Source organism: Nonomuraea sp. NPDC049028, assembly GCF_043197735.1.
Lineage (GTDB): Bacteria > Actinomycetota > Actinomycetes > Streptosporangiales > Streptosporangiaceae > Nonomuraea.
Genome location: NZ_JBICTR010000004.1, coordinates 523,959 through 547,550 on the forward strand (window position 1 = coordinate 523,959; position 23,592 = coordinate 547,550).

General features: G+C 72.7%; 1 protein-coding gene. It reads right to left on the reverse strand.

Features of this window, described 5'->3' with window-relative positions:
* Nucleotides 1-49: 49 nt before the first annotated feature.
* A complete protein-coding gene (locus ACGFJ2_RS17945; protein ID WP_393469437.1) occupies nucleotides 50-23,590 on the reverse strand; it encodes a non-ribosomal peptide synthase/polyketide synthase in 23,541 nt (7,846 codons plus the stop codon).
* Nucleotides 23,591-23,592 lie beyond the last annotated feature (2 nt).

Below are 23,592 nucleotides of genomic sequence, written 5' to 3' on the forward strand. Positions count from 1 at the left end.
GTCCTCACCCGGCTCCCACCTGAGCTCCCACCTCGGCTCCCACCCGGCCTCACCGGGAGAGGTGGCGGGCGATCAGCGGGCCCAGGGTCTCCAGAGTGCGGGTGTCCAGCAGTTCGGAATGCCCGCACTCGACGGCGAACGTCCGTAGCTCTCCCCCGACGTACCCGCTCCACTGCTCGGAGGCCGTCCCCGCGAACCCCTGCTCCGGTACGGTCGCGTCGACGAAGACCACGTCTCCGGGGAAGACGCCGTACACGGCCCGCTCCATCAGGCGGTCGCCGGCCAGGTAGTTCTCCACCACCCGAGCGATCTGGGCGTCCTCCAGCGCGGCCACGCCGCCGCCCAGATCCCGGACGAACCCGACCGCGTCGGCGATCGACAGCGTGGCCCGCCGCCCTTCCGGCACCTGGCAGCCCATCTCGGTCAGCAGGTCGGCGATCGCCGACGACCGGTCCCATGCGCCTTCGGGCCTCTCGGCGAAGTCCTTCCGCGTGTCGAGCATGCCGAGGAACGCCACCTCGCGCCCGCCGGCCGCCAGGCGCACCCCCACCTGGTGGGCCACCGCACCGCCGAACGACCAGCCGAGCAGGCTGACGGGCCCCTCGGGTGCGGTCCGGTCGATCAGCCCGGCGTACTCCTTGACCAGCTCGGGCATCGTCGCGGGCAGGTGGGTGGTACGGCTCAGGAGGGGCGACTGCAGCCCATAGAGGGGTACGTCTTCGGGCAGGTAGCGCTTGAGCCCGGCGAACTGCCAGCTCAGGCCGCTGGCGGGCGGCAGGCAGAACAGCGGTGGCCGGGTGCCGCCAGCCCGCAGGACCAGCAGCGGGGCCATCGCGTCGCTGGCGGTCGGGGCGTCGGCGGGGGACGCGTCGGCGATGCGCTGGGCGAGGGTGGCGGCCGTGGGTGTCGTGAACAGCTCCGCTATCGGGAGGTCGGCGCCGAGCTCCCTGCGCAGGGCCGCGGCCAGCCGTACCAGCAGCAGGGAGTGGCCGCCGAGGACGAAGAAGTCGTCGTCCACGCCGACCGAGTCGAACCCCAGCACCTCCGCGATGACGGCGCAGACGGCCGCCTCGGTACGCGAGCGCGGCGCGGCGGGGGTGGTCAGCCGGGCGAAGTCGACGTCCGGCAGGGCCGCGCGGTCCACCTTGCCGTTCGGGGTGAGCGGCAGCTCGTCGAGCACCGTCACGACCGAGGGGACCATGTACGACGGCAGGTGCCGGGCGAGGTACTCCCGCAACGGTGGCGTCGATGAGGCGTCGCTGATGGCGGGGTACTCCCGCAGCAGCGGTGCCGATGAGCCGTCGCCGGTGGTGACGTACGCGAGGATGCGGGTTTCGCCCTGCGCGTCCTGGCGGACGGCCACCGCCACCTGCCGGACGGCGGGATGATCGGCCGCGACCGACTCGATCTCGCCCGGCTCGATGCGGAAGCCGCGCACCTTGACCTGCTGGTCCGAGCGGCCGAGGAACTCCAGCGAGCCGTCACCGGTCCAGCGGGCGAGGTCGCCGGTGCGGTAGAGACGGGCGCCGTGCGTGTACGGATCGGCGACGAACCGGGACGCGGTGAGACCGTGGCGGCCCAGGTAACCCCTGGTGACCTGGGCCCCACCGAGATACAGCTCACCGACGGCGCCGGGAGGCACCGGGCCCAGGGCCGCGTCCAGGAGGTGGACCGTGGCGCCCGGCAGGGGACGGCCGATCGTGGGGCGGTCGCACCAGTCGGTCTCCACAGCGGCGAATGTCGCCCAGACGGTCGCTTCCGTGGGTCCGTACAGGTTCGTCACGCTCCGGGCTCTGGCCGCCAGCTCCCGGGCCAGCGGGGGCGGGAGCGCCTCGCCGCCGACCAGCGCCCGCACACCGCCGAGGTCGGCGCCCGGCGACTGTGTCAGCGCCGACCACAGGGACGGGGTCGCCTGCATGACCGTGACCTGTTCGGCCTCGGCCAGTGCGGTGAACAGTCGCGGGTCGCGTACCTGCTCCTCCGTGGCCATCACCACGCACCCGCCGGCGCGTAGGGGCGCCATCAGCTCGAGTACGGAGATGTCGAAGGACAGGGTGGTGACGGCGAGCAGGCGATCGGAGTCGCCGATCGGGACGGCGGCGGTCACGGCGGCGAGGAAGGTCTCCAGGTCGCGATGGGTGACGACCACACCCTTGGGCCTGCCGGTGGATCCCGAGGTGTAGATGACGTACGCGGCGGCGTCCGGATCGGGTGAGACGGGGTGGAAGGGTTCCACGTCCGCCTGTCCCCGGCCGAGGTCGATAAGAGACGTACCGTCAGGCAGGACGGGGAACAGCTCACGCGAACACTCGTCGATGACCACGACGGCGGGCCGGGCGTCATCGATCATGAATCGCAGGCGGTCGGCCGGGAACGCGGGGTCGAGCGGCAGGTACGCGGCCCCCGCCTTGGCGACACCCAGCACGGCCGCCAGCAGGTCGGCCGAGCGCGGCAGGGCCAGCCCGACCAGGCTCTCCGGGCCGACGCCAAGGTCGGCGAGCCTGGCGGCGAACGCGTTCGAGACCGCGTCGAGCTCGGCGTAGCTCATCGTCCGACCGCCCGACACGCAGGCATCCGCGTCGGGCGCCGCCTTCGCGCGCGCGGAGAACCGCGCGTACCAGGACAGGTCAGCGGGTTCCACCGGCCCGCCTGACCGCCACCTGGCGAGGTCGTCGAGGTCGCTCGCGGCGAGGATCGGCGCCGTGTCGACCGGCTGGTCCGGCCGGGCCGCGAGTGCGTCGAGCAGCACCATGAGGCGGTCGAGCAGGCGCCGGGCGGTGTGGTCGTGGAAGCGTCCGGCGTCGTACTCCAGGATGAGTTCGACCGGCTGTCGTGGTCCGGCGTCGACGAAGGTGAAGTTCAGCTCGACCTTCGGATCGGCGAAGGAGGAGGGCGCCTCGCCGGTGGGCAGGCCCAGGACGGTGTCCTGGTCGCCCGGCCGATGCAGGAAACCGATCATCACCTGGAACAGCGGGTTGCGCCCCTGCTCGCGTACCGGATTGACCACCTCGACGACCTGCTGGAAGGGCACGTTGGCGTGCTCGAACGCGGCCAGGTCCGTCTCGCGCACCCGGCGCAACAGCTCGGTGAAGGACGGCGAGCCGGAAAGGTCGGCGCGCAGTACGACGGTGTTGACGAAGAAGCCGACCAGGTCGTTCAGCACCGCGTCGGCGCGGCCCGAGGTCGGGCTGCCGATCGGGACGTCGGTACCCGCGCCGAGGCGGTGCAGCAAGGTAGCGAGTGCGGCGTGCAGCACCATGAACAGGCTCGCCGACTCGGCACTGCCCAGCTCCCGCAGCGGGTCGATCAGCCCCGGCGAGAGCGGCGCGGACACTCGACCGGCCCGGCGGGCGGCGCGGGCCTGCCGGGGCCGGTCGGCGGGGAGGGGGATCTCGTCCGGTAGGCCGCGCAGGCGTTCCTGCCAGTAGGTCCGCTCGGCGGCGTGCCTGCCGGCCGCGTTCCCGGGGTCGCCGAGCAGTTCGCGCTGCCACAGGGTGTAGTCCGCGTACTGCACCGGCAGCGGCTCCCACTGCGGGGCATGACCGGCCCGCCGTGCGGCATAGGCGGTGTCGAGGTCGCGCAGCAGCGGCCGGTCGGACCACTCGTCCATGGCGATGTGGTGCAGGATCAGGGCCAGCACGCTGTCCCCGGTGTCCTGCTCTTGGATCAGGGTGACCCGCAACGGCGGGTCCGCGGCCAGATCGAAGGGTCGGGCCACCGCCGCCGACACCACGCTCCCGGTCTCGGCGGCCGGGCGGTCCATGACCGCGACTTCGATCGGGGACGGATCGAGTACGTCCTGGAACGGCTGGTCGTTCATGACCGTGACCAGCGTCCGCAGCACCTCGTGCCGCGTCACGACGTCTCCGAGCGCGGCGCGGAGGGCGTCGTGGTCAACGGATCCGCGGAGGCGGACGAGCAGCGGGTAGTTGTACGCCGTCGAGGTGGGGTCCAGTTGCTGGAGCAGCCAGAGCCGTTCCTGGGCCGCCGACAGCGGTGGGCGCCCCTGCCGCGGGCGGGAGGTGAGCTCGGGGGGTGCGGTCCCGGCTCGGTCGGCGAGACGGGCGGCCAGGCGCGCGGGCGTTCGCGTGTCGAACAGGTCGCGCAACGACAGTTCGACGCCCAAAGCCGCACGCACCAGCCCGAACAGCTGGATGGCGAGCAGGGAGTGCCCACCCCGGTCGAAGAAGTCGTCCTCAGCGCCGAACCCGCCGAGATCACCGAGGACCTCGCCGAACAGTTCGCACAGCCGCCGTTCCAGCTCACCCGCCGGCGCCCTCGAGCTCGACGGCAGCGACCGCGGTGCGGGCAGCGCGGCGGTGTCCAGCTTGCCGTTGATCGTCAGCGGCAGCGCCTCCACGACCGCGAAGGCCGACGGCACCATGTACCCGGGCAGCACCGACTTCAGCTCACGATGGACGGCCACCAGCAGCGAGTCCTCGTCACCGGGCTCCTCGGGAACGACATAGGCCACCAACCGTTTGCCACCCGACGGAGCGGGAACCGCGAGCACCGCGCTCTGGTGCACGCCCGGCCGTGCCGTCACGGCGGCCTCGACCTCCGCCGGTTCCACCCGATAACCGCGGATCTTGACCTGATCGTCAGTACGGCCCAGGAAGTCGAGGTTCCCGTCGGCACGGGCACGTACCAGGTCGCCCGTCCGGTACATCCGCCCACCGGGCACGAAAGGATCCGCCACGAACCGCGAGGCGGTCAACGCGTACCGGTCGAGGTATCCACGGGCCAGCCCCGCCCCGCTGATGTACAGCTCGCCGGGCACGCCCACGGGCACCGGGCGCAGGGCGGCGTCCAGCACGTAGCCTCGGGTGTTCCAGATGGGCCGGCCGACCGTGGTGCCCGCGCTGTCCTCGGTGCCCGCGCCGAGGGTGTTGATCGTGTACTCGGTCGGACCGTACAGGTTGTAACCCGCCACCCCCTCGGCCTCGCTCAGCGCGTTCCACAACGTCTGCGGCACCGCCTCGCCACCGAGCAGCACCAGAGCCGGACGGTACGAACCGGGCGGCCCCCCATACCGCGCGCCGTCGAGCAGCCCCTGGTCGAGCAGGTGCTGGGCGTAGGTCGGGGTCACGTTGACGACGTCGACGCGGTGCCGGTCGCAGTACGCGACGAGCGCGCGGGCGTCACGGCGCAGCTCCTCGTCGCAGATGTGCACGTGATGGCCCTCGACCAGCCACAACAGCTCCTCCCACGACATGTCGAACGAGAATGAGACCGTGTGCGCGATCGTGAGGATCCGGTTCCCGGCGGCGGCGATCGTGGGGGCGAAGATGGCCTCGCGGTGGTTGAGCTGCATGTTCGTCAGCCCCCGGTACGGGGTGACCACGCCCTTGGGCCGTCCGGTGGAGCCGGAGGTGTAGATGACGTACGCCGGGTGGTCGAGCCGTCCCGGACTGCCGGGCGCGAAGTCGCCCAGCTCGTGGTCCTCGATCGGGTCCGCCGATCCGGTACGCCCGTCGGCGCCGTCCAGGCACAGCACCGGCACGGGGTGGGAGGCGAGCCGGGGCGCCACCGCTTCGGTGGTGACCAGCAGGACCGGCCCGGCATCGGCCAGCATCGCCAGCAGTCGGTCGTCGGGATGGTCCAGTTCGAGGGGAAGGTAGGCGGCTCCGGTGCGGAGGACGGCGAACAACGCGGCCACCATGTCGATGGACCGGGTCACGGCCAGCGCGATGATCCGCTCGGGGCCCGCTCCCCGGTCGAGCAGCAGGCGCGCGAGCTGGTTCACCCGCGCGTCGAGCTCGGCGTAGGTCAGCGTCCGCGCGCCTGAGGTGAGCGCGGCGGCGTCCGGTGTCCGCCGGGCCTGGGCTTCCATCAGCTCCGCGATGGTCTCGGCGCCGATGGGATGGGTGACGGCGTCCCATCCGGCCTCCAGCGCCGCGCGCTCGTACGGGAGGATGACGGGCACGTCGGCCACGGTCGTGGCGGGATGCTCGGAGAGGTGGAGCAGTACCTGCTCCAGCCGGGACAGCAGGGCCCGCGCCTGCTCGGGCGCGACCACATCGGCGCGGTACTCCAGCCGCACCGCCAGCCGCGCCCCCGGCGTGGCCACCCAGGTGAGCGGGTAGTGCGTGGCGTCCACGCTCCGCACGCCGACGATGCCGTGCTCCTGCTCCAGGTCGGTGAAGGTGTCGTCGCCGAGGAAGTTCTGCAGGACGTACAGGCTGTCGAAGAGCTGGTCACGGCCGGCCGCGCGCTGGATGTCGCCCAGGCCGAGGTACTCGTGCGGCATCATCTCCACGCGGTCGGCCTGCACCCGCCGCATGACCTCCAGCGCGGGCTCGCCCGGAGCCAGCCGGACATGGACCGGAACGGTGTTGAGGAAGACCCCGATCACCGAGTCGATGCCGTCCAGCTCGGTCGGCCGTCCGGCGACGGTCGTCCCGAACACGGCCTCCTGGCGGCCGGAGGCATGACTGAGCACCATGGCCAGCGCCGTACTGAGCAGCGCGTTGAGCGTCACCCCGCCCCGGCGCGCCCGGTCGGTGACGCGCCCGGTCTGCTCCCGGGTCAACCGGAACGACAGGCTGGTGGCCGGCACCGGCGCGGTCCCTGCGGCCGCCGGGAACAGGATGGTCGGCTCCTCGACCCCGGCCAGCGCCCGCGCCCACGCCCGCGCGGACGCGTCCGTGTCCTGCCGCCCCAGCCAGGCAAGGTAGTCGATGAACGTCGCCGTCTGCTCGGTTGGCGGCAGGGCGGGGTGGTCGGTGGACATCGCCGTCTCCCCTCCCTGTCGCGGGGCGGGGTAGTCGATGGACGTCGCCGTCTCCCCTCCCTGTCGCGGGGCGGGGTAGTCGATGGACGTCGCCGTCTGCTCGGCGGTCTCCGGGGTCGGGCGGTTGTCGCGGGCGAGGGCGTACTGGCCGAACAGCTCGCGCAGCACCAGCTCCCGCGACCATCCGTCCCACAGCAGCAGGTGGTACGTGAGCAGCAGCCGGTCGCGCCCGCCGGGCAGCCGGACCACGGTCAGGCGACACAGCGGCGGCCGGGCCAGGTCGAACGGCCGCCGACGATCCTCCTCCATCAGCGCCCGGAGCCGGCCATCGTCGACCGCTCCCGAGCCGTTGTCGACTGCTCCCAAGCCGCCGTCGGCCGCTCCCGAGCCGCCGTAGACGACTTCCGAGTCGCCGTCGGCCACGTCCGACAGGTCAACCACGCCGACCGAGCTGTCCAGCGCGGTCCCGACCAGGGCGACGGGCCGGGTCGTGCCTTCGGCGGTGAAGCCGAGCCGCATGGCCGCGTGCCGGTCGAGCACAGTGGCGTAGGCGCGACGGAGGGCCGCGACGTCGAGCCGCCCAGCGAAGTCGAACGCGTTCTGCGCCACGTACACGTCGGCGTCACCCGCGTAGCCCGCCTGGAAGTACAGGCCCTCTTGGAGCGGCGACAGGGGCCAGATGTCCTGTACGTCGACCGGGGCTGCGGCGACCACCCGATCGATCTCATCGGGGGTGAGGGCGGGGTGGGTGACCGGGGTGGGCCGGGCGGTCCCACCGGGCTCGGACGACCCAGGGCCGGAGGACGCGGAGCCGGGTGGGGCCGAACCAGGGGAGGCGGAACCGGAGGATGCGGTGGCCAGCTCGCGGGCGGCCGTCACCCAGCCGTCGGCGAGCGTGTCCACGTCGGCCGCGGCGAGCCCGCCGTCCGCGTAGGTGAACACGGCGTGCAGCTCTGGCCCTGCCGCCGTGTCGTGGCAGGCGACGTTGATCTCCAGCAGGTACGGGGTGCCCAGGTCGGGGTCCGGGTGTACGCGCAGCGCCGTCGCCTCGGGTGCGGAGTCCCAGTCGCCGGATCCTCCGGTGGGGAATCGACCGAGGTAGTTGAAGAGCAACTGGGGTGTTCCCAGCCGGGCGAGCGCAGGCGCGGTGCGCGCGTTGCAGTAACGCAACTGCCCGTACCCCAGGCCCCGGTCCGGGGCGGCTCGCAGCGCGTGGCCCACGTCGCCGAGTACGTCTCGGGGGCCACCGGTAACGGCGGGCAGGCGTACAGGGGCGATGGCGGTGAACCACCCCACGGTCCTGGACAGGTCGTCTTCGTCGGCGATCTGCTCACGCCCGTGCCGCTCCAGGTCGATCACCAGCGGCGTCCCGGGCTCGCCGCCACGCGCCACACGCCAGCGCGAAACGGCGAGGTGCAGCGCGGCAACGAGCACAGCGGTCACATCGGCGACAGGGGCGGCCGACGCGATGGCCAGCGGCGGTGCGGTCATGTCGGCCACGAGGGCGGGCGACACGGTGGTCAGCAATGGTGCGGTCACCTCGGGAGGCAGGCGCACGACGTGGTCCCGGGTTTGGCCTGCTGTCAGGCCGATGGCCGGGGTTGACGGGTCGAGTTCGCCGCCCGGTGCCAGGGTCGTCGTCCAGTGCTCGAACTCGGCGAGCCGGGCCGCCTGAGTGGCGTTCTCGGTGATGGACCGCGCAAAGGCGCGCAGGGACGTGCCGACCGGTTCGAGCCGGACGCGGCGCCCGGTGCTCACGGCGTCCCAGCCCTGTCGCAGGTCGTCGGTCAGGATCCGCCACGAGACCCCGTCGACCACCAGATGGTGCGCGACGAGCAGCAGCCTGCCCTGGTGCTCGGGCCCCCGATCGAACCACACCGCCCGCAGTACGTGACCGCCATCGGGGTCCAGCCGATCGGCGGCGGCGTCGGACTGGGCGGCGACCAGAGCGCGCAGGGCGTCGTCGTCGAGACCCACCGCGTCGACCGAGGTCACGGCCGGGTCGGAGGCATCGGCAGGTTCCGAGGCACCAGTGAGATCGGAGCCACTGGCCGAACCGGAAACACCAGCCGGACCGGAGACACCAGCGAGGCCGGAGACACCAGCGGGACCGGGAATGTCGGCGGCGCCGGGGATGTCGGTGGCCGGGCGGACCTCCAGGGACCACAGCAGTGGAGACGGCCGATGCAGCCGCAACCGGAGCGCGTCGTGGCGCCTGACGAGCGCGTGGATCAGCGCGACGATCTGCTCGTGGGTCGCGCCCGGTGGGGTGAACAGCAGCTCGGACTGGTTCAGCCGGGAGATCCGCCCGCCCAACTCGGCCAGCCGATGCACGATCGGCATCAGCATGACCTCGCCCACCCCATCGGACACGACCTCGTCCGGCTCCCAGCCAGGGCCGGACGCGAGCCCGTCCGGCGCCCGGCCGGGGCCGGTGTCCGCGCCACCGTGGCCGACCGCCCCAGCAAGCGCGCCCCGCACACCATGGCCGACCGCACCACGCTCACCGTGGCCGATCCCCCCGGCAACCACACCCTGCGCACCATGGCCGATCGCCTCAGCGAGCGCGGCCGGAGTGCGGTGGACGAACACGTCACGGGGAGACAGCCGCAATGACCGGCGCCGAGCCAGGTTGACCAGCTGGATGGCGATGATGCTGTCACCCCCGAGCACGAAGAAGTCGTCGTCGGGGCCCACACCGTCCAGCCGCAGAACCTCCGCGTACAGCGCCCGCAACACCGCCACAGGCGACCCCCCAGCGTCGCCAACGACGGCGGCCCGGGCGGGCGAAGGGGCGGGCAGGGCCGTGCGGTCGAGCTTGCCGTTCACCGTGAGTGGCAGCGCGTCGAGTGGGACGAACGCCGACGGGATCATGTAGCCGGGCAACCTCTCGGCCAGGTGGGCGTGGGCCTCGGCGGCACCGAGACGCGCCCCGTTCCGCACGACCAGGTACGCCACCAGCCGCCGCCGTCCCGGCTCGTCCTCCCGCACGGTGACGGCGGCGTTCACGACTCCGTCCAGCGTGCGCAGCGCGGACTCGATCTCGCCGGGTTCGATGCGGTATCCCCGTACCTTGACCTGCTGGTCGGAGCGGCCCACGTAGACCAGATCGCCGTCGGGAGTCCACCGCGCGAGGTCGCCGCTGCGGTAGAGGCGGGTGCCGCCAGTGCGCGCCACGAAGCGCTCGGCGGTCAGGCCGGGCCGATCGAGGTAGCCGCGAGCGAGCTGATCGCCCGCGACATAGATCTCGCCGGTGACCCCCGGCGGGACCGGCTCGAGACGGTCGTCGAGCAGGTGTACGCCGAGACCGGGCAACGGTCCGCCGACGACGCTGTCGCCGCTCGCGTCTTCAGCGTCGGCCGAGGTCAGCGCACGGAACGACACGTGCACACAGGTCTCGGTGATCCCGTACATGTTCACCAGGCGCGGCGCTCCGTCCGCGTGACCCTGATACCAGGGCGCCAGACGCGCGAGGTCCAGCGCCTCGCCGCCGAAGACCACGTACCGCAGCGCGAGCTCGCCCGGCCGCTCCCGTTCGGCCTCCATCAGCGGGTAGAACGCGGACGGCGTCTGGTTCAGTACGGTCACGTGCTCGCGTTCCAGCAGCGCCAGGAAGCGGCGCGGGTCGCGGGCCACGTCGCGGTCGACGACGACCAGGCGACCGCCGTGCAGCAGCGCGCCCCAGAGCTCCCACACCGAGAAGTCGAACGCGTACGAGTGGAACATGGTCCACACGTCAGAGGGACCGAAGTCGAACAGCTCCCCAGCCGCCGCGAACAGCGACAGCACGTTGCGATGGGTCACCGCCACACCCTTGGGCAGGCCCGTCGAACCCGAGGTGTAGATGACGTACGCCGCGTTGTCAGCCGCCGCCGACGGGACCAGGGGCGGCGGGGCGGAGGAGTGGTCCGCGAGGAGGCGCGGGTCGTCCAGCAGCATGACCGGCACCGTGACGGGGGGCAGCGAGTCCAGCGTCGCGGTGTCGGTCAGCAGGCATACGGGGGCCGAGTCGGCGAGGATGTGGCTCAGCCGTCCGGCCGGGGCGCTGATGTCCAGCGGTACGTAGCAGCCGCCCGCCTTCACGACCGCGAGCAGGGCGACGACGAGGTCCGCCGAGCGGGGCAGCGCGACGGCGACCCGCGACTCCGGCCGTACGCCCCCGGCGGCCAGCGCGCGGGCCAGCCGGTTGGCGGCCGCGTCCAGCTCGGTGTGCGTGAGCATTGTGTCGCCCGAGGTGACGGCTATGGAGCCCGGCCGGACGGGTGCGGCGGCGTACGCGTCGGCGAGCGTCAAGCCGCCCGCCGCCAGCACGTCCAGCCGCGAGACCGGCGTGCTCGGCGCGGTGGCCAGCTGGTCGAGGACACGTCCCACCTGGTCGAGCAGCCGACGGGCCGCCCGTTCCCCGACCAGCTCGACGTCGTACTTGATCTCCAGCGTCAGCCGCTCCCCGGGGAAGGCCACCAGAGAGACCGGATAGTGCGGCGCATCAGTGCCGGTGAACCCCAGCACGCTCAGCCCATCCCCCGCACCGGCCCGCACGGCGGGGAAGTTCTCCACCACCACCATCGTGTCGAAGAACTCCCGGACCCCAGCCAGGGCGGCGAGCTCCCCGAGCCCCATCTGCTGCACGTCCAGCAGGTCCGTCTGCTGCTCCTGCAGCCGTGCGAGCACCTCGCGCAGCGTGTCGCCAGGGCGCCAGGACATCGGCACCGGAACGGTGTTGATCAGGAGGCCCACGATCGACTCGACGCCGGGCAACTCTCCGCCCCGCCCCGACACCGTGGAGCCGAACACCACCCGCTCCCGCGCGAGCAACCTGCCGAGCAGCAGCCCCCAGGCGCCGTGCACGAACGTACTGAGGGTCACCCCCTGCTCGCGGGCGGCCTCGACGAGGGCGCCCGCGAGCTCGGCGGGCAGCGCGACATGGACGCTGTCGTGCCGCGACACCTTCTGTCCCTGGACGGCCTGTCCCTGGACGGTCTCCCCCTGCGCGGCGCCGACCAGGCGGGTGGTGGAGCCGATGCCGGACAGCGCGCGGGCCCACACCTCGCGGGCCCGTACGCGGTCCAGGGCGGCCACCGCCTCGGCATGGTCGCGGAACGTCACCGCCGGGGCGGGCAGGTCGTACCCGCTCCCGGACCGGCCGCGCTCGTAGGACTCCAGCAGGTCGCCGAACACCAGCGGGTACGACCAGCCATCGGCGAGGATGTGGTGCATGGTCTCCACGAGCCGATGTTCGGTGGGACCGAGCGAGACCAGCGCGTAGCGGAGCAGGGGCGCGGCCGACAGGTCGAAGGGCTCGGCCAGCTCGGCGGCCGTGACCTCGGCCAGCCGCTCGCTCGCCGCCGCCGCGTCCAGACCAGTCAGGTCCACCTCGCGCCACGGCACCTCCACGGCACCGGCGATCACCTGGACCACCCGGCCGTCGGCCACCTCCCGGAAGCAGGCGCGCAGGGCGTCGTGCCGCTGGACCACCGCTTCCACCGCGCGGCGCAACGCCGCCCGGTCGACCGGGCCGGACAGCTCGGCCACCTGCTGCACGATGTACGTGTCGGTCTGGTCCTCGGCGAAGGACGCGTGGAAGTACATGCCCTCCTGCAACGGCAGCAGCGGCAGGATGTCCCGCACGCCGTCCGGCGCGAGCCGGTCCACGTCACCCTGGGTCAGCTCGACCAGCGGGAAGTCGGAGGGAGTACGCCCGGCGAGTTCGGCGCACCGGGTCAGGGCGGTCAGCGCGGCCATCCACAGCTCCGCCAGCTCGCCCACCTCAGCGGCCGTCATGACGCCGGACGGCCAGGACAGCGTGGCGGAGAACACCGTGCCCGCCCATCCGTCCTGAGCCAGCGCGTTGATCTCCAGTCCCATCGCGGGATTGCTCGGGTGGACGCCTTCGCGCAGCGCGCCGGCCGCCGCCCAGTCCCCGCCCTCGTCGGCGGCGAACCGTCCCAGGTAGTTGAACAGGATCTGCGGTGCCTCGCCCCGAAGGTCCACCTCACCGTCCAGATAGCGCAGGATCCCGTAGCCCAGGCCCTGCCGGGGTACGGCGCGGAGCTGCTCCTTGACCCGCTTCGCCGCCGCCGCCAGGGCGGGCCCCGCCTCAGTGACCTCCGCCCAGCTCAGCGGTCCCGGGTCGAGGCGTACGGGGTAGATGGCGGTGAACCAGCCGACCGTACGGGACAGGTCCACGCCGTCGAGGGCGTCGCGGCCGTGGCTCTCCAAGCTGAGGACCACGGCGCTCTCACCACCCCGCCACTCGGCGAGTGCGGCGGCGAAGCCGGTCAGCAGGACGTCGTTGACGCCGCCGTGCATCGCGGCGGGCACGGCCGACAGCAGGGCGGCGCTCACCTCGCCGGGCAGCGAGACCGTCAGCGCCTCCACGGTGGCGGCCGTGTCGATCGCGGGGTCGAGCGGGCGCGGACCCAGCCAGGGGTCCTCGGTGGCGAGGACGGCCCGCCAGTGGTCGAGCTCGTCGCGGAACGTACCCCGCGCGCTCGCCTCCTCGACCAGCTTCGACCAGGTACGGAAGGAGGTCGGCACCTCGTCGGGCACGGGCTCGCGGCCCGCCCGTACCTCCGCCCAGGCCCGCGCGAGGTCGTCGGCGAGCACCCGCCAGGAGACACCGTCGATCACCAGGTGATGGATGACCAGCAGCAGGCGACCCGGCTCCGACTCCGGCTCGGAGGCGAACCAGACTGCCCGCAACATGATCCCGCGATCCGGGTCGAGCAGGTCGGCGGCCTGCCGGGTGGCCTCCTCCACGTCCCCGAGGACGGACAGGGTGAGCGCGTCCGCCGCACTGAATGCCTCCGGTGGCGGCACCGACAGCACCCATTCGGCGTCGCCGTGGCGGTCGAGCCGGGCCCGCAGCAGATCGTGGCGTTCGCCGACGGCTTTGAGCACGCGTTCCAGCTGCGCGCGGGTCATCTCCGACGGGGTGCGGAAGACCATCGACTGGTAGAAGTGCTCCAGCGGCGTCTGCGCCCGCATGGTCTCGACGAGCATCGGGGTGAGCGCGACCGTACCTTCGCCGTTGTCCCGTGGCCCGACGCCCGGAGCGGCCTGGGGCGCAACCGCGGCGAGCGCCCGTACGGTGCGGCGGCGGAAGACGTCGCGCGGAGTGAGGTGCACGCCCGCCTTGCGCGCGCGGCCGGTCACGGCGATCGAGGAGATGCTGTCGCCGCCGAGGGCGAAGAAGTCGTCGTCTATGCCGACCTCCGGCAGGCCGAGCACCTCGGCGTAGATGCCGCACAGGGTTCGCTCGCGGTCGTCGCGTGGCCGGTCGCCGCCGCTGACGGGCGCTATGGGCTCGGGCAGGGCGGCGACGTCGAGCTTGCCGTTGACGGTCAGCGGCAGCTCACCGACGACGCCGTACAGCGCGGGGACCATATAGCCGGGCAGCCGCTCGGCCAACGCGGCCCGCAAGTCCGCGACTAAGGCGGCCCCCTCGGACCCCTCCGCCGGCACCACATACGCGACCAGCTTCTTCAGGCCGGTCACCGCCGAGTCGGTACGGGCGATGACCGCGGCCTGCCGGACCTGAGGCAGCGCGGCCAGCGCCGACTCCACCTCGCCGAGCTCGACCCGGTAGCCGCGGATCTTCACCTGGTCGTCGACCCGGCCGAGGAAGTCGAGGTTGCCGTCCGGACGCTGCCGTACAAGATCCCCGGTCCGGTACATGCGCCCGCCCGGCACGAACGGATCCGCCACGAACCGCCCGGCGGTCAGACCCGGCGCGTGCAGGTAGCCGTGTGCGAGCCCGGCGCCCGTCACGTAGAGCTCGCCGAGCACACCGGGGTGGACCGGGCGCAGCCAGGCGTCCAGCACGTACGCGCGGGTGTTCCAGATGGGCCGGCCCACGGTCGGGGTGGCGCTGTCGCGCGTGCCCGCGCCCAGGGTGTTGATCGTGTACTCGGTCGGGCCGTACAGGTTGTAGCCTTCGGCGCCGTCCGGCTCGCTCAACCTGTCCCAGACGGCTTCGCTTACCGCCTCGCCGCCCAGCAGCACCAGGCGGGGCGGGTGCCCGTCCCGGTCGAGCAGCCCCTCCTCGAACAGGTGGTGGGCGTACGTGGGGGTCACGTTGATCACGTCGATGCGGTTCGCGCGGCAGTAGGCGGTCAGCGCGGCGGCGTCCCGGCGCAGCTCTTCGTCGCAGATGTGCACCTCGTGGCCCTCGACGAGCCACAGCAGTTCCTCCCACGACATGTCGAAGGAGAACGACACCGTGTGCGCGATGCGCAGCCGCTCCCGCCCGGCGCTCCGCGCGCGGGCGACGGCCGGGTCGAAGATCTCGGCCCGGTGGTTGAGCTGCATGTTGGTCAGGCCCCGGTACGGAGTGACCACGCCCTTGGGCCGGCCGGTGGAGCCGGAGGTGTAGATGACGTACGCCGGATGCTCCAGCCTGCCCGGAACCGTACCGGCGAACGCCCCCAGTTCGGCGTCGCTCAGCGGGGGTGCGGGCAGTGTGGCCGGTTCGCCATCGAGCACCAGGCAGTCCCCGCCCAGCCGCCGCTGCCGCTCGGCCAGCGGTGCGCTCGCGTCGGCGCACACCAGCAGCACCGGCCGCGCGTCGTCGAGCATCTCGGCGAGCCGGTTCACCGGGTGATCGAGGTCGAGCGGGAGATAGGCGGCGCCCGTACGCAGGACGGCGAACAGCGCGACCACCATCTCGACGCCGCGCGGCAGCCCCAGCGCCACAATCCGGCCCGGTCCGGCGCCCTTGGCCAGCAGCAGCCGGGCGCAGCGGTTGATCCGGCCGTCCAGCTCGGCGTAGGTCAGCGACAGCTCCCCGAACACCAGGGCGACATCATCCGGGCAACTCGCGGCCCGCTCGGCGAGCAGGTCGGCGATGGTCGCCTCGCCGATCGGATGCTCCGTGGCCGCCCACTGCCCGGCCAGCTCGGCGCGCTCCTCGTCGAGCAGCGGGTCCAGCGCGCCCGCCTGGACCGACAGGCCGTCGGCGAGCGACTCCAGCAGCCGCCTGAAGCGCCGGACCAGCCGCCGCGCGTCCGCCTCCGTCACCGCGTCGGGCCGGTATTCGAGCTTGATCCGCAGGTTGGCGCCGGGGGTCAGCACCCAGGTGTAGGGGTAGTGGGTGGTGTCGACGTACTCCACTCCGACGATGCCCTGCTCGCGTTCCAGGTCGGTGAAGGTGGTGTCGGACAGGAAGTTCTGCAGGACGTACAGGGTGTCGAAGAGCTGTTCCTGACCGGCGGCGCGCTGGATGTCGCCGAGCCCGAGGTATTCGTGCGGCGCCAGCCGGATGCGGTCCTCCTGGGCCCGGCGCGCCAGCTCGATCACCGTCAGGTCGGGCGAGGCCGTCACCCGGGCCGGGACGGTGTTGAGGAACAGGCCGATCACGTTCTCGATCCCGGCCAGCCCCGCGGGGCGTCCCGCGACCGTCGTGCCGAACACGACGTCGGTGCGCCCGGTCTCGTACCCGAGGAGGAGGCCGAGCGCGGCGGTCAGCAGCGAGTTGAGCGTGACGCCACCGCGCCGGGCCTGCTCCCCCAGCCGGGTCGTCACCTCGGCCGGGAGCGCGGCCAGGACGCGTTCGGACGGGATCGGCTCCCGGCCGACCGCCTCCGGGACCAGGATGGTCGGCCCGGAGACGTCGGCGAGCGCGGCGGCCCAGGCGGCGGTGGAGGCGTCGCGGTCACGGGCGGCGATCCAGGCGAGGTGGTCGGTGAACGCCGCCTGGGCGGGCGGCAAGGCGCCGCGCTCGCCTCGGGACTCGTACAGCGCGAACAGCTCACGCAGCACCAGCTCGCGCGACCAGCCGTCCCAGAGCAGGAAGTGGGCGGTCAGCAGCAACCGGTCGCGGCCGCCGGGAAGGCGGATGACGGTCAGCCGGACCAGGGGCGGCCGACTGAGGTCGAACGGCTCCTCCCGGTCGGACCGCAGCAACTTGGCGAGGGCGTCCGCCCGGTCCGTCGTGGAGTCGGTCGACGGGCCTGTCCCGGAACCAGGCGGCATGTCCGTCCCGGAGGCGGCAGACGGATCCGTTCTGGAACCGGTCGACAGGTCCACGACCGCGACCTCGGCTGGGACCTCGGCGCCGATGTACTGCACGACACCGGGCACGCCGTCGCCGGTGAACCCGGCCCGCAGCGTGGGATGGCGCCGCAGCAGCGCCGCGAACGCCGTGGTCATGGCCTCGATGTCGAGCCGGTGGTCGAAGTCGAACACGTTCTGCGCGATGTAGGTGCCGGCGCCCTCGGAGTAGGCCGCCTGGTAGTAGACGCCCTCCTGAAGGGGCGAGACCGCCCAGATGTCGGCCACCGGAACCGGGCTGTTCGCCACGACGTGGTCGATCTCGGCCCGCGTCAGCGACACGGTCGTCAGCTCGGCCGGGTCCAGTTGAGCCCGGACCGGTTGGGCCGCCGGTTCGCCACCTGTCAGGTGCGCCTCAATGACGGACGGAGTGCGCAGGCGGAAGACGTCTTCTGTGGTCAGCTCGATCCCGTCGTTGGCGAGCAGGCTGACGACGCGGATGGCGAGGATGCTGTCTCCCCCGGCGGCGAAGAAGTCGTCGTGGACACCGATGCCGTCGAGGCCGAGCACCGTACCGAAGTGCCGGCAGACCAGCGCCTCCCTGGCGGTGCGCGTCAGTCCGCCTCTGGCGATGTGCTCGGGGTCCGGCAGTGCCCGGCGGTCCCGCTTGCCGTTGGGCAGGGCCGGCAGGCGGTCCAGAACGGTCACGGTCGCGGGGACCAGGTAGGCGGGCAGCTCGGCACGCAGGGTCGCGCGAAGGGCGTTGGGGTCGAGCTCCTCGCCCGGGGCGGCCACCACGTACGCGTGCAGGGAACGCGTGCTTTCGCCGGTGGTGCGTACGGCGACCACGGCGTCGGCCACGCCTGGGCGGCGCATCAGGGCGGCCTCGAGTTCACCCGGTTCGACCCGATATCCGGTGATCTTCACCTGGTCGTCGGCCCGGCCGAGGAACTCGACCCGGCCGTCAGCCGTCCACCGGCCGAGGTCGCCGGTGCGGTAGAGCCGGGCGCCGTCGGTGTACGGGTCGGCCACGAAGCGGGTGGCCGTCACGCCGCCCTGACCCAGGTACCCGAGAGCGAGCTGAACCCCGCCGACATAGATCTCCCCCACCGCACCGGGCGGAACGAGGTCGAGAGCGGCATCCAGCAGGTAGACCCGCGCCCCGGGCACGGGTCTGCCCAGCGTCACCGGCCCCGCCGGTTCGACCTCGCCCTGAAGTACGTCACCCGCCACCTCCGAAGACCCATAGGAGTTGACGATCCGGGCGTCGGGGGACGCCTGCCGGAGCGCGTTCACGCAGGCCCGATCGAGGGGTTCCCCGCTGCAGATCCAGCGGCTGAGCGCGCTGAGCCGCACCGGTTCGGTGTCCGCCAGCGCACCGGCCAGGCTGGGCACAGCGAGCAGCTGGGTCGCCCCGGACCGCTCGACGAGCCTGGCCAGCGCGGCACCGTCGGTGGCCTCGGTGGCGTCGGCGATGACCGTCGTGGCCCCGGCGACCAGGCCGCCGAGCAGTTCCGTGGTGCCGTCGATGAAGCTCAGCGAGCTCTTCGCCACCCGGACGCCGGACCCCCACTCCTGAGCGGCCCAGACCAGCCGGTTGGCGAGCGCCTCCTGCGTCCCGACGACCGCTTTCGGCCGACCCGTCGAGCCGGAGGTGTACACGACAGAAACGGCATCCCCCGGGTCGGCCGCCACGTCGGCGATGGGGTGCACGTCGGCGCTGGCGTCGGCGGCGGCTCGTACGGTGAGCGTCGGCAGGTCGTGCGGCGGCAGCGACCTGGCACTCGCCTCGTCGGTGAGCACGCACACCGGACGCGCGTCTTCGAGCATGAACTCGATCCGGGCCGCCGGATAGCCGGGATCGACCGGAAGGTAGGCGGCCCCGGCGCGCATGACGGCAAGAAGAGCCACGGCCATGTCCGCCGAGCGGCTCGTCGCCACCGCGACGACGTCGCCGCGCCGCACCCCCGCCCGGGTCAGCGTCCGGCCGACTCTCCGGGCGCGATCGTCCAGCTCGGCGTAGGTGAGCACGCGCTCCCCGCAGACGATGGCCGTACGCTCCGGGTGCTCGGCCACCTGCCGCGCGAACAGCCCCACCACCGTGCTGCCCACCCGAGCCGGGGCACCGGAGCCAACGGCCGTCAGCCGCTCACGCTCCTCATCGGTCACCAGGTCCAGCCGCTCGCAGGCCCGCTCGGGGTCGTCGGCGAGGGCGGTCAGCACCATCTCGTACTGGCGGGCCAGCCGGGCCGCGGCATCCGCCCCGACCACCCGCCGGTCGTGGGTCAGCGTGACGGCGATCCGCGCACCCGGCTTGGCCATCAGGGTCACCGGGTAGTGCGGCGCCTCGACGGTGTGCACCGCCGCGATCTGTACCTCGCCCGCCGGGGTGGGCTCGGCCGGGTAGTTCTCGATGACCACCAGCGTGTCGAACAGCTCCGGCACGCCCAGCCGCCGCTGCAGCCGGGCCAGCGAGACGTGCTCGTGCTCCACCACCTCACGCCGGTCGCGGGCGAAGCGCCGTACCACGGTGGCGAGGGAGTCCCCGGGCACCCACCGTACCCGCGCCGGAACGGTGTTGATCAGCAGCCCGACCATGGAGTCGATGCCCGCGACGTCGGCCGGCCCCCGGCCGGACACGGTCGAGCCGAACGTCACGTCGGACCGACCGGCCAACCGCCCGACGAGGATCCCCCAAGCGGCGGCGATGACGGCGCCGACCGTCAGCCCGTGCTCCCGCGCCCAGTCACGCACCCGGTCGCCGACGTCCGCGGGCAACTCCCACTCGACCCGGCCGAACCCCCCGCCACCTTCGTCGGCGAGCCCGGTTTCTTGGGGAGCGCCCAGCGCATCGACGAGCCCCGCGGCTTGAGGGGTGCTCAGCGCGTCGGCGAGCCTGGTCGGCTCCTGCACGTCAGCCAGAACGTCCGCCCATGCCTCGGTCGCCACGTCAGGGTCCTGCGCGGCCAGCATCCGCAGGAATTCCCGGTACTGCGCGGGCGCGGGCAACGCCTCGGACCGTCCCTCGGCCTCGTAGAGCGCCAGCAGGTCGCGCAGGATCAGCGGCACCGACCAGCCATCGGCCAGGATGTGGTGCACGGTGTGGATCAGCACGTGCCGTCGCTCGCCGAGCCTGAGCAGCGCGTACCTCATGGACGGAGGCCGGCCCAGATCGAACGGCGCGGACCGCTCCGCCTCCGCGATGGCGGCCACCCGCGCTGCGACGTCCTCGGCACCAAGGCCCGCGAAGCCGTCCGGCCCTAAGGCTGCGACATCGGTGCCGGTGAGATCCTCCACCCGCCACGGCACCCGCGGACGGCCCGCGATCACGGACACGACCCGCCCATCCCCGACAGTGCGGAAGGCCGCGCCCAGGTTGGGGTACCGGTCGATCAGCCGGTCCGCCGCCAGCCGCAACCGGTCGCCGTCGAGCGGGCCGGTCAGCTCGATGGTCTGCTGGACGACGTACGGGTCGGCGGCGCGGGAGAAGGTGGCGTGGAAGTAGAGGCCGAGCTGCAGCGGAGACAGGGGAAGCACTTCCCGCAGTTCCGGTGCCGCGGCCTCGATGGCGGCCACGTCACCGGGCTCCAGGGCAAGGAGAGGGAAGTCCGAGGGGGTGTGCCCGGCGACCGTCTCACTCGTGGCGATCCCAGTGAGCACTTCGGTCCACAGATCGGCCAGCGCCCGTACCCGTCCGTCGTCGAGCACACCGCCGGGCCAGCTGAACCGCGTCTCCAGCACCGGCCCGCCGGCCGTGTCCACGGCGACCGAGTTGATCTCCAGTACGCGTGGCAGCGGCATGCGCGGGTCGCGCCGCTCGACCACGATCTCGGTGTCACCGACGGCCGTCCACGCCTCGGTGGACCCGGCCGCGAACCGCCCGAGGTAGTGGAACAGCACCTGCGGCGCCACCGCCAGGTCGGGACGGGGATCGTCACCGAGATAACGCAGAGCGCCGTAACTCAGCCCGCGCCCAGGGACCGCGCGGAGCTGCTCCTTGACCGCCTTCACCGCGTCGCCGTACGCGGCGTCGGCCGGGCCCGGATCGAGTACGGCAGGGAAGAGCGTGGTGAACCAGCCGAAGGTACGGGAGAGATCGACGTCCCCCACAGCGTCTTCCTCGCGCCCGTGCCCCTCCAGCTCCAGCAGCACCTCGGAACCGGCGTCCGGGCAGTGTCCGGCCCGCCACCGGCCCAGGGCGATCGCCGCCGCCGCGACCAGCACGTCGTGCACACCGCCGTGAACGGCCGCGGGCACCGCGCCGAGCAGCCGGGCGGCCACGGGTGAGGGGACCGTGACCGTCAGCGACTCCTCGGCGGCCACCACGTCACGGCGCGGGTCCAGGGGCCGCTCCCCCAGCGTCGGGTCCGGCGTGGCCGCGGCCCGCAGCCAGTACGCCTCGTCGGCGGCGAACGCGCCCGCGCGGGTACGTTCGCGCAGCAGGGTCGCCCACTGCCTGAATGAGGTGGGTACGCCGGGCAGCGACACCGCCTGCCCGTCGCGTACCGCCGCCCAGGCGTGGCCGAGGTCCTCCAGGAGCACGCGGAGCGACACCCCGTCCACGATCACGTGATGGATCACCACCACGAGCCGGCCCCGCGCGTGCGGCCCGGCATCCAGCCACACCAGATCGATCATTCGGCCGCCGACCGGATCCAACCGCCGCGCCGCCGCCGTGATCTCGCTGTCCAAAACGGCCGCCACCTGTGCCGCGTTGCTGTCGGTCACGTCCACGCGGGTGATCAGTTGTGCCGCCCGGGGTGAGCCCACCGGCTGGACCGCCAGGGTCCAGGGGGAGGCGCCGTCGGTCCGTGCCCGCAGCAGGTCGTGGGTGGCGAGTACGGCGTCGACGACGCGTTCGAGCTGTTCGGCCGTCATGCCGGCGGGTGTGCGGACCGTCATCGACTGGATGAACCCGTCCATCGATGGGCCGTTGGCCTGGAGCCACTCGGTGATCGGGGTCGCGGGCACCTCCCCCACGGCACCGGTGGTGGGCCCTGAGGTCGAGGCGACCTCGGTCACCGTGACCGCCAGTGCGGCGGGAGTGGGATGGGCGAACAGGTCGCGCGCCCGCACCACGAGTCCGGCGCGCCGCGCCTGCCGGACGACGCCGATGGCGACGATGCTGTCACCGCCCAGCGCGAAGAAGTCCTCCTCGGCCCCCACCTCCTCGAGGCCGAGGACCCGCGCGAAGATCTCGCAGAGAACACGTTCCCGCTCAATCCGAGACTCGCCCACGTCGCGGCCCTGTCCGCCGGACTCTGGCAGAGCACGGCGACCCACCTCGGGCTTCGGATCCGGTAGAGCTCGGCGGTCCACCTTGCCGTTGGCGGTGACCGGGAAGTGGTCCAGGACGACGAAGGCGCTCGGCACCATGTACTCGGGCAGCCGGTCGGCGCACCAGCGCCGTAGTTCCGCCGCCGGAAGGTCGTCGTGGGAGGTCACGTACCCGATGAGATGCCGTACGCCCGCCGCGTTCGTACCCACCGTGACGGCCGCCTGCCGGACCCCCGGGTAGGTGGCCAGCACGGCCTCCACTTCCTCCGGCTCCAGCCGCATGCCGCGGATCTTCACCTGGTTGTCCGCCCGCCCCACGAACTCCAGCGAGCCGTCGGCGTTCCAGCGCGCGAGGTCGCCGGTGCGGTACATCCGGGAACCGCCGTCCCCGAACGGGTTGGCGACGAACCGGGAGCCGGTCAGCGCGGGGGCGTTGATGTACCCGCGCCCGAGCAGGAACCCCGCCGCGTACAACTCCCCGACCGCACCCACGGGCAGCGGCTCCAGCCGGTCGTCGAGCACGTAGAGCTGTGTGTGCGGGTTGGGGCGGCCGATCGAGGTCGCGATGCGCTCGGCGGTGTCCCGGTAGATGACGTGCGAGACGCCGATGGTCGCCTCGGCCGGACCGTAGCCGTGGTAGAGGGTGGTGGACAGCCGGCTCCGGAACCGGTCGAACAGCTCCGGCGTGAGCACCTCGCCGCCGCACCAGACGTGCTTGAGCCCTGACAGCAGCGAGGTCCCGTCGGCCATCTCCAGCAGGGTGTCGAGCATCGACGACACCAGATAGACGAACGTCACCCGCTCCCCCGCGATCAGATCCAGCAGGTATTGGGGGTCGCGTTCGCCACCGGGCTCGGCGACGACCACATAACCGCCGGAGACGAGCGGCAGCAGGATCTCGTTGACCGAGATGTCGAACGACAGCGGCGCCTTGAACAGCGACGCGTCCCCCGGCCCGAACCCGAGGATCTCCTCGACCTGCCACAGCAGCCGGGTGCTGATCGCCTCGTGCCGGATCATCGCCCCCTTGGGGGTGCCCGTGGAGCCGGAGGTGAACATCACGTACGCGAGCCGTCCCCCGCTGATGGGCGGCAGCGGCGGCGGCTCGACGGGTTCGCCGCCGTAGCGCCAGGCGCCGAGGTCCACCTCTATGACGGAGTCACCGGTCTCCAGGCCAGGGGCGGCGATGACCAGGCCCGCCCCGGCCTCGGCGCGTACCTTGGCTCGGCGTTCCGCGGGCCAGGACGGCTCGACCGGTACGAAGGCGCCGCCCGCGACCATGACCGCCAGGACGGCGACGACCAGCTCCGCCGAGCGGGGCGTGGACACCGCGACAACGTCCTCCGCCCCCAGGCCGCGACCGCGCAGGTGGTGCGCGAGCTGGAAGACGTGGGCACCCAGCTCGGCGTACGTCAGGCGGGCGCCGGGCGCCACCACCGCGAGGGCGTGGGGAGTGCGGTGTACCTGTGCGGTGAACAGGTCGGCGACCGTGGTGATCGTCTCTGGAGTGGTCGCGTTGTTCCACCTGCGCAGTGCCTCAAGTCGCTCGCCTATGCCGTCCGGACGCCCTGGGTTCACGGTATTCGCCACGC